At 57.6% G+C, this 14834-nt stretch carries 13 protein-coding genes, 1 tRNA gene and 2 riboswitches; of the genes, 9 read left to right on the forward strand and 5 right to left on the reverse strand.

Translation table 11 applies throughout. From position 1 onward, the window contains the following. Positions 1 to 30: 30 nt before the first annotated feature. The 4 genes from ACWICV_RS10340 (at position 31) to ACWICV_RS10355 (ending at position 3886) form a co-directional block, all read left to right on the forward strand. Positions 31 to 729, forward strand: coding sequence for a metal-dependent transcriptional regulator (locus ACWICV_RS10340; RefSeq protein WP_105659129.1), 699 nt, complete (start codon positions 31 to 33; stop codon positions 727 to 729). 104 nt (positions 730 to 833) lie between these two features. After that, positions 834 to 984, forward strand: a riboswitch (cyclic di-AMP (ydaO/yuaA leader). A gap of 4 nt (positions 985 to 988) precedes the next feature. Then, on the forward strand, positions 989 to 2035 hold the full coding sequence (locus tag ACWICV_RS10345; RefSeq protein WP_105661597.1) for a M23 family metallopeptidase: 1047 nt from the start codon (positions 989 to 991) through the stop codon (positions 2033 to 2035). A 123-nt stretch (positions 2036 to 2158) separates the two neighbouring features. Further along, positions 2159 to 2329, forward strand: a riboswitch (cyclic di-AMP (ydaO/yuaA leader). A gap of 3 nt (positions 2330 to 2332) precedes the next feature. Further along, entirely contained in the window at positions 2333 to 3160 is an 828-nt protein-coding gene (locus ACWICV_RS10350; RefSeq protein ID WP_105661598.1) for a C40 family peptidase, read from the forward strand. Positions 3161 to 3589: 429 nt separating this feature from the next. Continuing rightward, positions 3590 to 3886 carry an HNH endonuclease gene (locus ACWICV_RS10355; RefSeq protein WP_388025145.1) on the forward strand — a complete coding sequence of 99 codons (297 nt, stop codon included), beginning with the start codon at positions 3590 to 3592 and terminating at the stop codon, positions 3884 to 3886. A 38-nt stretch (positions 3887 to 3924) separates the two neighbouring features. Here ACWICV_RS10355 and ACWICV_RS10360 read toward each other — a convergent pair whose 3' ends face one another. Continuing rightward, positions 3925 to 4335 carry an NUDIX hydrolase gene (locus ACWICV_RS10360; protein WP_105659133.1) on the reverse strand — a complete coding sequence of 137 codons (411 nt, stop codon included), beginning with the start codon at positions 4333 to 4335 and terminating at the stop codon, positions 3925 to 3927. Between the two features lie 187 nt (positions 4336 to 4522). On the opposite strand from ACWICV_RS10360, the gene ACWICV_RS10365 reads away from it, so the two are divergent. After that, positions 4523 to 5752 carry an ROK family transcriptional regulator gene (locus ACWICV_RS10365; protein WP_105661599.1) on the forward strand — a complete coding sequence of 410 codons (1230 nt, stop codon included), beginning with the start codon at positions 4523 to 4525 and terminating at the stop codon, positions 5750 to 5752. 121 nt (positions 5753 to 5873) lie between these two features. Here ACWICV_RS10365 and ACWICV_RS10370 read toward each other — a convergent pair. Then, positions 5874 to 5947 (reverse strand) — tRNA-Arg (locus ACWICV_RS10370). Positions 5948 to 6014: 67 nt separating this feature from the next. Further along, positions 6015 to 6677 (reverse strand): hypothetical protein, encoded by a 663-nt coding sequence (locus ACWICV_RS10375; protein ID WP_454090984.1) that lies wholly within the window; start codon positions 6675 to 6677, stop codon positions 6015 to 6017. Positions 6678 to 6760: 83 nt separating this feature from the next. Between ACWICV_RS10375 and pcrA the strand changes: the two genes are divergently transcribed. The 4 genes from pcrA to ACWICV_RS10395 all read left to right on the forward strand — a co-directional run bounded on the left by pcrA (position 6761) and on the right by ACWICV_RS10395 (position 12255). Beyond that, a complete protein-coding gene (gene pcrA, locus ACWICV_RS10380) occupies positions 6761 to 9139 on the forward strand; it encodes a DNA helicase PcrA (protein WP_454090985.1) in 2379 nt (792 codons plus the stop codon). A 242-nt stretch (positions 9140 to 9381) separates the two neighbouring features. Continuing rightward, positions 9382 to 10554 carry an ADP-forming succinate--CoA ligase subunit beta gene (gene sucC / locus ACWICV_RS10385; RefSeq protein WP_105659137.1) on the forward strand — a complete coding sequence of 391 codons (1173 nt, stop codon included), beginning with the start codon at positions 9382 to 9384 and terminating at the stop codon, positions 10552 to 10554. 16 nt (positions 10555 to 10570) lie between these two features. Then, positions 10571 to 11473: a succinate--CoA ligase subunit alpha gene (gene sucD / locus ACWICV_RS10390; protein ID WP_133833227.1), complete on the forward strand. Its 903-nt coding sequence runs from the start codon at positions 10571 to 10573 to the stop codon at positions 11471 to 11473. Between the two features lie 392 nt (positions 11474 to 11865). After that, on the forward strand, positions 11866 to 12255 hold the full coding sequence (locus ACWICV_RS10395; protein ID WP_400291489.1) for a hypothetical protein: 390 nt from the start codon (positions 11866 to 11868) through the stop codon (positions 12253 to 12255). Between the two features lie 77 nt (positions 12256 to 12332). On the opposite strand, the gene ACWICV_RS10400 is transcribed toward ACWICV_RS10395, so the two are convergent. Together ACWICV_RS10400 and ACWICV_RS10405 are read right to left on the reverse strand one after the other, a co-directional pair. Beyond that, entirely contained in the window at positions 12333 to 13874 is a 1542-nt protein-coding gene (locus tag ACWICV_RS10400) for an MFS transporter (RefSeq protein ID WP_454090986.1), read from the reverse strand. 575 nt (positions 13875 to 14449) lie between these two features. Next, the gene (locus ACWICV_RS10405; protein ID WP_146112257.1) at positions 14450 to 14734 is read right to left on the reverse strand and encodes a hypothetical protein; all 285 of its coding nucleotides are present in this window, start codon (positions 14732 to 14734) and stop codon (positions 14450 to 14452) included. Between the last annotated feature and the right edge of the window lie 100 nt (positions 14735 to 14834).

The raw sequence follows: 14834 nt of genomic DNA on the forward strand, positions 1-14834 counted from the left end.
TAATTGTTGTGACTTCCAGGAGCGACTGCCGTGTCTGATCTTATCGATACAACTGAGATGTATCTGCGTACCATTCTTGAGCTTCAAGAAGAGGAAATCGTGGCATTGCGCGCCCGAATTGCAGAGCGTCTTGGCCACTCGGGCCCAACCGTGTCGCAGACGGTTGCTCGCATGGAACGAGACGGCCTGGTTATCGTATCGACCGATCGCCACCTTGCTTTGACCGAAAAAGGTCACGAGCTGGCTACGGGCGTGATGCGCAAGCACCGCTTGGCGGAGCGCCTGTTGTCGGACATCATCGGGTTGGACTGGGAGTACGTGCACGATGAAGCGTGCCGCTGGGAACACGTGATGAGCGAACGCGTCGAGCGTCGGCTCTTTGATCTTCTGGGCAAGCCAACAGTGTCGCCCTACGGCAACCCAATTCCGGGCCTGGAAGTCCTCGGTGGCCCCAATGTGGGCGAAATCTCACATGAAGTAGAGAACTTGGATGATGCCCTGCTGTCCGGAAACATCGGCCCGGTGGCAATTGAGCGCCTGGCCGAACCTATCCAAACGGACCCAATCCTGCTCGGACAACTGAACGAAGGTGGAATCCGCCCAGGTGCGATTGTCACCTTGGAGCGCGCCGACGACTACGTTGTAGTGCGCGTGGACGGCATCGAAGGCGCTCTGGAGCTGCCGGTCGAGGTCAGCGCACACGTATTTGTAAAGTCTCAGAAAAGATAACGAAATTGTAACTTTCGGCGTTGACAGGTAGCGTTAAGCCTTGGAGCTAGCGATCTAGTTAGCTCTATCCATTTTTGGTGCGACCGCCTAGTGTTGCCCTGCGCCAGAAACGGTCACCAAATCTTGAGGGCAATAACGGGGGACCCACTTTCCGGCGTGCAAACGCCTTGGGGTGAAGTTCTGCGACAAGCAGGCCGGCTGATTCTCAATAGCCGAACCCGACAGCTAACTTCGTAGGCGCAACAGTGAGAGGAATGTTTTGGTAGAAACCAAGACTGCGGGACGTCGCCGCGCTGCCGGCGTCGAAGTAGATGTGATTGCAGAAGTCACCGCTTCGACTGCTGAGCGTAACGGCGGGCGCCGAGCAGCACGTGCCGCTGCCACCGTCCCGATGATTGCACCGGTCAAGCCGGTACATGAAGATTTCGTTGGTCGACGATTCGACTCCATGCAGCGCTACGGTGTTGCTCCTAACCAGACCCTGCTGGCCGGCAAGGATACCGCGAGCAACGTCGTTGCATTGCCAGGAGCTGTTCAAGCCCCTGCCAGCAAGCCTGCCCCGATCGAAGCAGCAGGCAATGTCGAGTTCATTTCTAGCCTCAAGTCCAAGGTTCAGAAATCCACCCACCGTGGATTCGCCCACAAGGTGGCAGCCGTAGCCGCCGTTTCGGGTTTGGCGCTTGCCGCCGTAACTCCACAGCTCTCCGGCAGCGCGGAGGAGAACAAGGCCGTTGAGGTCGCAGCTCAGCGCACCGCCACTTCCGCAGTTGTAGATGTAACTGCACCTACCGGCAATGCGGAACTGTCCGTGGAGCGTGCAGCTTTGACCTCCGAGCTGAACACCGAAGTTGCCAAGGAAGAGAAGTTCGCCGAGATCATGACCGCTTCGGGCGGTAGCGTCACGGCCATCAAGGACACCTCGGGATTGCTCGGCGCACCGGTCACCACGAAGCGCATCACCTCCACGTTCGGGCACCGCAAGAATCCAACCGGTCCAGGTTTCATGATTCACAGCGGCACCGACTACGGTGTGCCAAGCGGTACCAAGGTCTACGCGGCAGCTGACGGTGTTGTGACTGTCTCGGGTTGGGCTGGGCACTCCGGTAACCGCATCACCCTTGACCACGGCAACGGCCTGGAGACCGGTTACAGCCACAACAGCCAGCTGGTTGTGAAGGTTGGCCAGAAAGTTAAGCGCGGTGACGTTGTTGCGTTGGCCGGCAGCACTGGCAACTCAACCGGTCCTCACGTGCACTTCGAAGTGATCGTTGACGGTCAGTTCAAAGACCCAGCAGGTTGGTTATAACGACGTTCGTCACCATTCCGTGATCAAAACGTGACATTTCAAAAAACTTCCTATAGTCTTGTATGCGTGCCATGGGGATCCCTGGGCATCATTGCGTGAGAACCGAGCACTGCCAACACGCAATGAGTAGTTATACACAACTCGTACGGCAGTGGCGGGGGAACCAATATCGGGTCGTTAGTTTTGGCTAACAACCCTAGGGGTGAAGTGGATAGAGAAGGCAACTTCGAATCCACCGAGGTAACTCCACTTCGAACCCGACAGCTTACCTCGTAGGTATCAAGGAGAGGCAATATTTTGACCAAGAGTCATGCACGCGGACGTCGCCGCGCCGACGTTCCACGCACCAACTCGCTACAGGCGATTTCGCAGGCCGTAGCATCCAACGCTGGCTCGGTAGGCCGCCAGGCCGCCGTTGTAGCTGCAGCATCCGGCTTGATCGTCACTCTGGGCGTGCCTGGCCAGGCAACTGCACCACGTGACGTTTCTGCATCGCCTGTTGACACCATCAATCCAGAGCGTGTTGCAGTCAAGGCAGTAAAGGTAGCTGCTGACAAGAAGGCTGATGTCGCAATCGAGCGCGCCAGCTTCACCGCTGAAGAGAAGCCAGAGCCTGTTGTCATTGCAGTTTCGAATGACATCACCCCAACTACCCGCAGCAGCAACTCGGGTAACTCTGATTCGATGGCCCCGATGACTCGTCAGAGCCGTTCGGGTGGACAGGAATCGGCTCCGCAGCAGAAGGCTCAGCCAAAGGCTGAAACTCCTGTTCAGACCTCCAACCTTTCCGGCATCGCAGGCACCGCTGCCAAGTACGTGGGCGTTCCATACGTATGGGGTGGCAACGGTCCAAGCGGCTGGGATTGCTCCGGCTTCGTCAAGTACGTCTACGCGCAGCACGGCATCAACATTGCTCGCGGCACCTCGGCCATCCTCGGATCCGGCCAGTTCGTCCGCACCAGCAACCCTAAGCCAGGCGACTTGGTATTCCAGAACGGTGGCGGCCACGTCGGCATCTACCTGGGCGGCGGCCAGATGATCGGCGCGCAGAACCCAACCGTGGACACCATGATCCACTCGGTTTCGCGCAACCCGCTGTACGGCTACTACACCCTAGCTGGCTAAGCTTCAAAGCTTTTCATAGGCCATCGGATGAGAAAGACATCCGATGGCCTATGTTCGTTTAACCAGTTGAACTCCGGGCATCAGAACGATGAAAAGAAGACAATTTCTTGGTTAGGTACCCACCAATAATCCGAAGCATCGCATAGGCTAGCGCTTAGAGACACTCCGAGCAGAACGCGAGCTCCATCAATGCCAGATGGTGGCCATCGGTTCATGAAGGTAGTACGAGCAATGCGAACTTTGGTATTAAACGCAGGATACGAACCACTAGCAGTTGTGACGTTCCGTCGAGCACTAGTGCTAGTCATGACCGAAAAAGCGAGCATCGTTCTCCAAGATGATCTCGCCCCCATCCGCAGTTCTCATGGAGATCTACCTCGGCCAACTGTCATCGTTCTGAAACGCTATGTACGACGCCCCTACAGGGACATGCAACATGTCACCCGTAGGGGCGTTCTGCGTAGAGACGCTTTTACCTGCGCGTATTGCGGCAAAGCTGCCAATACGATTGACCACGTGATTCCCCGCAGCAGGGGAGGCCAGAACACCTGGGAGAACCTCGTGGCCGCTTGCCTGCTATGCAATAGCCGCAAAGCGGACAAGATGCTCTCGCAACTGGGCTGGCAACTGCGTATTACACCTCATCGTCCACGCGTTGCTGGCCATCTGGTTTCGGGACTGCAGCACGTTGATGCGGCATGGGACGAATACTTGCACGCAAGCTAGCCGCTGGCCTGATGCTGCTGGGAGGAACCCAGTGGCGCCTATTTCTTGCTGCGTTCAATGGCTAGCGGCAGGACGCGGTCGCGAAGCAACGGAGCTAGATCGTCGCGTTCCAGGGCCACCTGCGGGTCGATCCACAGCAGCTCCTCCAATTCCGCTAACGGGACGAGTTCGCCATCGAAGGCTGCGCTGTATAAAGAGGCGCGGATCATCGTCTCCGCCTCGTTGGCAGCCGGTCCGATCCATTCGCCGTCGTATTGCAGCTCGTCAGCGGTGAAGCTGAGGCCCAATTCTTCACGAATTTCTCGAATGATAGTTTGTAACGCTGTTTCCCCGGCTTCGGGTTTGCCGCCAGGTTGCATGAACTTCGTCGTTCCACGCTTGCGAACCAGGAGAATTTCTCCTTGGTTGTTGATTAAACACGCCGCTGAGATCGTCAAATTTTTCTTCACTAAAACACAATATCGCGTGTTTATAGGAGTTAGAGATGGTAACGTGCTTAATTGGATCTCCAACGGTTTTAGTTCTAGTTCACCATGGTTACTTTACTCGCAGTATCTAACCGAAGTATTGATGACTACCGAAAACGTTGGAATTGAAAGATCGATCCATCAACTTTACAGATCTATGGAGCAATAAATGCGACGGGGTACAAATCTAGGACGCTTGGGAGACTTCAACCAAGCCGTAATTCTTGAGTCAATTCGACGGGCACCAGAGGGAATTAGCCGCGTTGAACTGGCCGGTTCGACTGGTCTGTCGCCACAGACCATTTCCAACGTTGTCCGCCGTTTGCTGGATGACGGAATCGTCCGAGAAGACCGCACGATCGTCTCCGGACCAGGCAAGCCTCGCACCGTTCTGGAGCTCGAAGGCAACCGTCTTGTTTCCATTGGCATCCACCTAGACCCCAGCGTGCTGACCTTCGTCGCCATGAACCTGCGCGGCGAGGTCCTGCGCGAACGCCGCATCGAAGTTCCCAACCTCGAAGTAGCTACCGAAACTGTCCAGCTCATGGCAACTACCGTTAAGGAACTCATTGCCGAGATCCGCGTGCCGAAGAAGCACATCGTCGGTGTCGGCATTGCTGTTCCGGGTCCAGTAAACGTCGAAGAAGGAGTGGTGCTGAACCCGCCACTGCTCGATGGCTGGGCAGATGTTGAACTGGTGAACCCGCTGCGCAAGCTCTTGCGCCTGCAGGTCATTATCGAAAAGGACACCATCGCTTCAGCAGTTGGCGAACTGTGGCAGTCCAAGGAAGAGAAGAACAACGACTTCGTCTTCATTTACTGCGGTCACGGCTTCGGCGCTGGCCTGGTATTCAACGGCGATGTCCACCACGGTGCAAGCAACAACGCTGGCGAAATCGGCCACTACTCAACCGGTTACAAATCTGTGGCCTGCGAACAATGCGGTGCGGAGGATTGCCTCGCTTCCGGCACCTCCTACGAATTCATCGCCGCGCAGGCCAAGGAGCGCGGGCTGGAACTGCCAAGCTACGAAATCGTTGGCCCGGAACAGCGGGCTGCCGGAATGAACCGCCTCTACGAGCTGGCTCACGAAGGAAACAAGGTCGCCAAGGAACTGGTCACCGAAGCCATGATCAAGGTTGGCGAAGTTGCCGGCCAGCTTGCCAACTCGCTGGACGTTCGCGAAGTCGTCTTCGGCGGTCCACAGTGGGAAAAGGTATCCGAACTGGTCGACGATCAAGTCCGCGACGCCATTGGCCGCCGCTTCGCCCTGCGCGGAGTGCATGAAATCGAAACCCGCACCTCCGAGCTCGGCTCCAACGTCGGCGCCATCGGTGGCGCTTGCGTGGTCATGGACGCTTCGCTGTCGCCAAAGGCGACCGCATTGCTGCTGCGTTAAGCGAGACTCATACTAAGCACTGCGGGTACGTTCCAGATGGAACGTACCCGCAGTGCTTAACTCCGTAGTAACGACAAGAGCCTTGTTTCCCGTCCGAGGACTGGAAACAAGGCTCTAGTTGTGCCCCTGGCCGGAATCGAACCGACGGCCTACCCTTTAGGAGAGGGTCGCTCTATCCTACTGAGCTACAGGGGCATGGGCGTGAAAACACCAACAACACTATCTTACTAGGATGTCCCGGGTGTAATTCCCACGCACTGGCTTAGGCAGTACCCTCGCGAATTGCGAGCATCTTTGCCTTGAGCGCACGATTGGCACGGATAGCGCCAAGACCCACAACAAGACCCGCAGTGATGATCAGCAGTGCCCAGCGGATGGTCGTGAGGATCGATGCCAAAACGACAGCTCCTTCACTGAGGTCACCAGTTAACAGGGCATCAATTGCGAAGTTCTCCCAAATATCGATTGCTGCGAAGCCCAGAGGGGCGACCCAAGCCAGCCAACGCGTCTGGCGGTGAGGAATCCAGCGGATGAACAACAGCATGGAGAAGACCGCCGTAAACATCGGTAAGAGGAAACCAGCGGTCTTGTGCAAGTAGTTGAGCTGGCCAACAGCATCTTCATCCATGGCGCCACGCAATGCTTCTATGTCGCTTACGGTGTAGCCGAAAATACGCTGATCGGGCATCGCCAGGGAATCGCTGAGGTCCTGCATCTGCACCATCGTGAGCAGATGGTAGTACGCGAATAGCGCAGCGCATATGATCAAGCCCACCGAGATTAGCAGCATCGGGTTCGAACTGTTCTCGTGGGAGGTGCTTTGCACCTTGCCTGGCCCCATGTTCATGCCGCGCGGCGCGTTCGGCGCCTGGGCGAACTGCTGGGGCTTGCGGTATTCCTTGGTTTTCCTGACCTTCTTTGCCATATCTCCTATTATGCCCGGCCAATAGCGTGGGCTTTCCCGCTCACACTGAAAGTGTCCGGCGCTCCACGTAGACTGGCTACATCATGGATTTCCTTTTTGACGATTTCGCCCCGGATACCGCACAGCAGGTCATGCCCACTGCTGAGGAGCTTTTGGTCGGCATGAACCCGCAGCAGGAAGAAGCAGTTCGTTATGCTGGGGGCCCGTTGCTGATCGTGGCCGGCGCTGGTTCAGGAAAGACCCGTGTGCTTACGCACCGCATTGCCTACCTCCTGGCGACCGGCCGTGCTCGGCCGCACGAAATCCTGGCGATCACCTTCACCAACAAGGCCGCTGCCGAAATGCGCGAACGAGCCGCTGAGCTTATTGGCGACGAGCAAGCGAAGAAGATGTGGATCTCTACTTTCCACTCCTCATGCGTGCGTATTTTGCGTCGCGAGGCGGCCACCATTGGAATGAAATCCAACTTCTCAATCTACGACTCCACGGATTCCTTGCGCCTGATCACCTTAGTCGCCAAATCTTTGGAGATCGACCCGAAGCGTTTCACGCCCAAGGCGATTGCCCACAAGATCTCCTCGTTGAAAAATGAGCTGATAGATGATGAAGACTACGCGGCGACGATCAATACCAATGATCCGTTCTCGCGAGCCGTTTCCGAGGTCTACCGCGGTTACACACGCCGCCTGCGCGCTGCCAACGCCATGGACTTCGACGACCTGATTGGACAGGTCGTCTACATGTTCCGTGCGTTCCCGCGAGTGGCCGATAACTACCGCCGCCGGTTCCGCCATGTGCTCATTGACGAATACCAGGATACTAACCACGCCCAGTACTCGCTGGTGCGTGAACTCACCGGTGCCGAAGGTGATACCGTCCCAGGCGAACTGACCGTTGTCGGCGACTCCGACCAGTCGATTTACGCTTTCCGCGGTGCCGATATCCGCAACATCGTCGACTTCGAAAAGGACTATCCGAACGCGGCAACCATCAAGCTGGAACAGAACTATCGTTCCACCCAGACGATTCTGTCCGCGGCCAACGAGGTCATCAAGCGAAACCCCGACCGCAATGACAAGAAGCTGTGGACTGCCAGCGGCGACGGCGAGAAGATCACCGGTTATGTTGCGGAGTCAGAATCCGACGAAGCACGCTGGATTGCCGAAGAAATACTTCGCTTGAATGATGACGAGGATGTCCGCCCGGGCGACGTGGCGATCTTCTACCGCACTAACGCCCAATCGCGTGCACTGGAAGAACAGCTGATGCGCGTGGACCTGAAGTACCGCGTAGTCGGCGGCACCAGGTTCTACGACCGCAAGGAAATCAAGGACGCACTGGCCTACCTGCGCGCCTTGGTGAACCCGGATGATGACATCAACGTCCGCCGTATCCTCAACGAGCCCAAGCGCGGCATCGGCGACCGTGCCGAAGGCGCCGTGGCAGCGTTGGCTGAACGGGATCGCGTTTCCTTCATGGACGCATTGCGCCGTTCGGATGAAGCACCAGGCTTGGGAACCCGCGGAATCAAGATGACTGCTGCGTTCGTCTCCATGATGGATGACTTGAAGACCGTGGCGGAAGGCTCAGGGCCGGCAGAGGCCCTTGAAGCAGTGCTGGAGCAGACCGGATACCTGGAGACCCTTCGGCTCTCCTCGGATCCGCAGGATGAGTCGCGGGTGGAGAACCTCGCCGAATTGGTCGCCGTGGTCCGGGACTACGTGAACGAAGAACCGGAAGGCGGTCTCGAAGGGTTCCTGGAGCGCGTGGCGCTCGTAGCCGATGCCGACCAGATTCCAGAGGCTCCCAGCGATGATGAGGGAGCAGCAATGGCCGTGCAGGAAGGCGTGGTCACCCTGATGACCCTGCATACTGCCAAGGGATTGGAATTCCCGGTGGTCTTCCTGACGGGCATGGAGCACGGTGTCTTCCCGCACCAGCGTTCCATGACCGACGAAAAGGAACTGGCCGAGGAACGCCGCCTGGCCTATGTCGGACTGACCCGTGCCCGTGAACGCCTGTACCTGACCCGTGCCGAACAGCGCAGCCTCTGGGGGCAGGCCCAGTACAACCCTGCGAGCCAGTTCCTGGAAGAGGTTCCGGGCGAGCTGATCGACTGGAAGAGCGAGGGCTCTGGCGGTGGAATGGGCTTCGGTTTCGGTAACGCAGCGGTGAATTTCGCCACGAGCAGATATGAACGTGGCAGCCACTGGGGTGCAGGTTCGGCATCCGCGCAACCGGTGCGAGGGCACAACGCCGCCCCTATTTCCAAGACGCGAGTTGTGCAGAATAAGGACATTACCATCCCAGAAGTCGGGCAGAATGTTAAGCATTCCTCGTTTGGCTTGGGCACTGTTATTGCTTTAGAAGGCGCAGGCGACAAGACGGTGGCCAAGGTGCAGTTCCCGGACTCTGAGAAGAGGCTATTGCTGCGCTATGCACCGCTAGAAATCGTGGACTAACCAACCGGCCCTCCGTGTTTCCTGCGTCACATTCGGCTGCTTTGCTGCAGGACCCGCGAGTTTCTCTACGTGTTGTAAAAGTGGGAAGTTTGCGAAAGTCGGGATAGTCTGAGAGGTGCGCACGGGCTACGGCGCCTAACGACGTCCCGGTAGTTGCGGTGCGCTCTCTTTGGCATGGCATGGATTTCGGTCTGTGGCCGTGCCGCGAGTCAGCATGAACTTCGAACGAAGGACACAAACCCGTGGACCTGTATGAGTACCAGGCGCGCGATCTATTCGAGGCACACGGCGTTCCCGTGCTTGCCGGTATCGTCGCTTACACCCCCGAAGAAGCAAAAGCCGCAGCTGAGAAGATCGGCGGCGTTGTTGTAGTAAAGGCACAGGTCAAGGTTGGTGGCCGTGGCAAGGCTGGCGGCGTCAAGGTCGCTAAGACCGCCGACGAAGCTTTCGAGCACGCTTCCAACATCCTCGGTATGGACATCAAGGGCCACACCGTAAACAAGGTCATGATCGCTCAGGGCGCCGACATTGCTGAGGAATTCTACTTCTCCGTACTGCTGGACCGTGCAAACCGCAACTACCTGGCCATGTGCTCGGTAGAAGGTGGTATGGAGATCGAGGTGCTCGCAGTTGAGCGCCCGGATGCTCTGGCGAAGGTTGCCGTTGACCCAATCGTCGGCATTGATGCCGCGAAGGCCGCTGAAATCGTTGAGGCAGCTAACTTCCCTGAAGAGCTGCGCGCAAAGGTTGCAGACACCATCCAGAAGCTCTGGGTTGTATTCAAGGAAGAAGACGCCACCCTCGTAGAGGTAAACCCACTGGTGAAGACCGGTGCCGGTGACATCGTTGCACTGGATGGCAAGGTTTCCCTGGACGACAACGCATCTGAGGTTCGCCACCCGGCTCACGAAGAGCTCGAGGACAAGGGCGCAGCCGATCCGCTGGAAGCCAAGGCAAAGGCCGCTGGCCTGAACTACGTCAAGCTGGACGGCGAAGTAGGCATCATCGGCAACGGTGCTGGCCTGGTCATGTCGACCCTGGACGTTGTTGCCTACGCTGGCGAGAACCACGGTTCGGTCAAGCCTGCTAACTTCCTTGACATTGGCGGTGGCGCATCGGCTGAGGTCATGGCTAACGGCCTTGACGTCATCCTGAATGACCCACAGGTCAAGTCGGTCTTCGTCAACGTCTTCGGTGGCATCACCGCATGTGACGCTGTCGCAAACGGCATCGTTGGCGCGCTGAACACCCTGGGTGACGCAGCGAACAAGCCACTGGTTGTCCGCCTGGACGGCAACAACGTTGAAGAGGGTCGCGCCATCTTGGCCGAGGCCAACCACCCGTTGGTCACCCTGGCAGCAACCATGGATGAGGGCGCCGACAAGGCTGCCGAGCTCGCCAACGCAGCGAAGTAAGAGGGATAAGCGAACAATGAGCATTTACCTGAACAAGGACTCCAAGGTCATCGTCCAGGGCATCACCGGCGGCGAAGGCACCAAGCACACCGCCCTGATGCTCAAGGCTGGCACCAACATTGTTGGCGGCGTTAACGCCCGCAAGGCCGGCACCACCGTGACCCACGGTGACAAGGACATCAAGGTTTTCGGCACCGTGGCTGAGGCCAAGGCCGAGACCGGCGCAGACGTATCGATCGTCTTCGTCCCACCTAAGTTCACCAAGGACGCAGTCGTTGAGGCTATCGAGGCCGAAGTTGGCCTCGTTGTAGTCATCACCGAAGGTGTTCCAGTACAGGACTCCGCTGAGTTCTGGGCTCTGGCACAGTCGAAGGTTGACGCCGACGGCAACCAGATCACCCGCATCATCGGCCCTAACTGCCCAGGCATCATCACCCCAGGTGAAGCACTGGTTGGTATCACCCCGAACAACATCACCGGCAAGGGCCCAATCGGCTTGGTTTCCAAGTCAGGTACCCTGACCTACCAGATGATGTACGAACTGCGCGACTTGGGCTTCTCGACCGCAATCGGCATCGGCGGCGACCCAGTCATCGGCACCACCCACATCGATGCCCTGGCTGCTTTCGAAGCTGATCCAGAAACCAAGGCCATCGTCATGATCGGTGAAATCGGTGGCGACGCTGAAGAGCGCGCTGCTGATTACATCAAGGCCAACGTCACCAAGCCAGTTGTTGGCTACGTGGCTGGCTTCACCGCTCCTGAGGGCAAGACCATGGGCCACGCAGGCGCCATCGTTTCCGGTTCGGCTGGCACCGCCCAGGCGAAGAAGGAAGCACTGGAAGCTGCAGGCGTCAAGGTCGGCAAGACTCCTTCGGAGACTGCTGTGCTGCTGCGCGAAGTTTACGCAGCTCTCTAAGCTGACGCTGAACCAGGGCTGACGCCCTGGAGCATACGCCGGAAACGAACGGTCGCCGCTTCTCCTGAATCTTCAGGAGAAGCGGCGACCGTTTCGCATTTAATTGAAATCTTCTAGTCAAATCGCTGATGCACTCATAAGCTGATTAGAATATATGGTTCCAGGGTCTTAAAAAAGGATTGCCGATGATGCGGAGAAGCTACTGGGCAACACTAGCGTGCTTATCCCTGGCATTGGCATCATGCACGAGCCCGGAGGCCGGCGAAAGTACGGGGCCGTTGCCTTTGAGCCCCGAAAAGGCAAGTTCCTGCGATCGACCGTACATTGCCAGTGGCGGTCAGTTGCGTGGTGCACCGCAGCTGATCCGGGTCGACCGGTTCCATGATCAGCAGATGCGCCAAACTCTGATCGATGCACCCGTCGGCTCGACTATCAGCTTCAGCCCTCGTCCCAACTGGGACAACGTCAATGAAGTGATCATGGCAGCCAGCGCCGTCTCCGAAGCCACTGTCGCCGAAGAGCCCTACGATGCCAGTGACGGGCTGGAATCGTTGATCAGAAGCTCCGACCAGTCTGCGGGGCTTCTGGGCTACTGGGCAGCGCGTCCCGTGACCTACACATATAGCGTTCAATGCCTCAACGAGCAGCAGAGCCGCTACACGCTGGTCTTCGATACCTGGTCCGACTCCGAATTCGGAATCCTTGACTGCAAGCTGAGGCTGGATGCGATGGCTCAATGGGCTGCGCAAGCAGCCTATGAATCCTACTGCCAATTCTCCTAGCCGTTGAGCCGGATACAACAATGGCGGGCTGGTTCCGCTTGGAACCGGCTCCGCCATCGCTTAACCCTATTGCGAGGCTATCTAGCCTCGGACTGCTCCGCCTCGGCGTCTGCAATCTCCTGCTGGTAGTTCATTTCCAATTCAGGAACCTGCTCGAAGAGCGCTTCGACATCGAGGTCAGGGTTCTCGTCCTGGGTTTCAACTAGCTCAATGGCTTCCGCTTCCGACGCGACCGAAGGCAGCGAGCCGGGCAATGGCTTGCGAGCGGATTCGCGCAGGTAGCAGACCGCAATGAAACCCGCGACCGAGGTGCCCATAACCCAGAAGGCCGGAGCCAGGGAGGATTTGGTCAGGGTCACCAACGCCTGCATGATGAACGGCGCGAAGCCACCAAAGATGGCTACGGCGAAGTTGTACGAGATGCCCATGCCACCGTAACGCGAGGCGGTTGGGAACAGCGCTGGCAACGACGAAGCCAGATTGGCAACGTAGAAGACTACCGGGACAGCCAGCAGCGCAAGGCCAAGCAGGGTGGACCAGATCTGGCCATGCATCATGAACAGGAAGGCAGGGATAGCCAGGACGACGGCCGAAACCGAACCAATGAACAGGACCTTGCGGCGGCCCACGCTATCGGAAAGCTTGCCCGCCAACGGGATGCACAAGGACATGCCCACCAGGATCGGCAGGGTCAGCAGATTGCCGTGCACCGGATCGTATTCCAGCGTCTCGGTGAGGTACGTAGGCATGTAGCTGGTCAGTGCGTAACCGGCGGTGTTGGCCGCCGATACCAGTACGAAGCCGGTGAGCAATTCGCGCCAGTAGGCCTTCACCAGGTCGATGACGCCCTTCGGGGCATCGGCAGCGCTCCGTGCGTCCTCGCTCGCGCGGTTAGCGGCTTCCTGGGCTTCCTTGAAGGCTGGAGTGTCTTCGATCTTGGCGCGGAACCACAGTGCGATAACACCCAGTGGAAGGGCCACCAGGAATGGAATGCGCCATGCGAAGCCTTCCATGACATCGTCGCTCAGGGTCAGCTGGAGGATGGAGACGAAGGCGGCACCCAGGGCGAAGCCCATGTAGGAACCTAGATCCAGCAGCGAGGCGAAGAATCCACGACGCTTGTCCGGGGCATATTCGGTAATGAACGTAGTAGCACCGGCGTACTCGCCGCCAGTGGAGAAGCCCTGGGCAAGCTTCAACACGACCAGGAGAATTGGTGCTGCTACACCCCATACCGAGTAATCCGGGAGGATTCCGATGCCAAACGTGGCCGCTGCCATCATGAGCAGGGTGAAGACCAGAATCTTCTGGCGTCCTACTCGGTCACCCAGCTGGCCCAAAATCACGCCACCAAGCGGGCGCGCGACGAAGGTGACAGCGAATACGCCTAGGCTGAACAGGGTTTGGATTGCAGGCTCGACGGTGTCGGGCATGAAGAGCTTGCCGATAATTACTGCAAGATAGCCGTAGACACCTACGTCGTACCATTCCATCAAATTGCCAACGACGGTACCGCCGATGGCTTTCTTGAGCATCGAATTATCGACGACGTTGACGTCTTCTACCTTCAGGCGGCGTTTCCTCAGGAATCGCTGCTTCCGTGTGTTTTTTGCTTCCATAGTTTCACTCCTCATATCTTTCTTGATCTTGTCCCGGTGCCGGCGACCATATTCATCCACAAGAATGAGGAGCGAAATAGCTGCTCCTTGAGCTGGTTGCGGTCGCCGTGTGACTCGTCGAAATCGATAGATTTCTACTCAAAAATCCGGCGAAAAACCGGCATTGAGCGATGAAACGCTTAAGCGGACAATCATTAAGTTTACCAAAAATTGGATTAATTCCCTGATCGAGGGGCTCTCCAGGGGCGTATGCGTGCCCATGGGAGCAGTCGAATCCTGCGTGGACCTACCGCCGAATACCCACGGAAGCATGGGGCAAACGAGCCATTGGCCAAGTTGTGGATCGAGGTGCGCGAAAAGCCGAAATTGTGTCGAAGGACTCGGAGCGCCAGGGGTTGGAAATCAGCGAAACAACGCGAAAACGGTGCACTTGAAGGTCCTGAATCCGGTGGCGAATGGGGGCTTCCGACGGTAAAAAACGCACGCTGTTCAGCAGCGGTTGGCGCTCAGTCCACAGGGCACAAAAATGCCCCAAGATTGCTGGTGGGCAGCTTGGGGCATGTAGTCGAAGCAGGCTAGCCGCGGAGGCCGGCAGCAGCTTCAGTATCAACTCTCAGGAATGAAGAGCCGATGGCAGCGAACGCGCCCGGAATCAGGAGCATCCGGTGCTTCGGGTTATAGAAAATCTCTTCGAGCGGAGACGCCAGAACTCTGCGAATCTTTTCCAGAAGCCGGTCGTTTTCCAGGGACAGGCGTTCCTGTTCGGTTTCAATCACCACACGATCGTTGTTGATACTCACCGATGCACTCATCCAGTCATCATCGGGGGTACTGAGAGTCTCCGATTTAATCAGGGACACGGTTATTACCGCCTTTGTCGTTCGTATCGCCCGGACGAGGATCCGTCTGGGCGCTTGCCCGATGAACGCACTATGTGTGGCGTAGCGCACATCATCGGTC

The sequence above is a fragment of the Glutamicibacter sp. NPDC055354 genome, assembly GCF_053644955.1.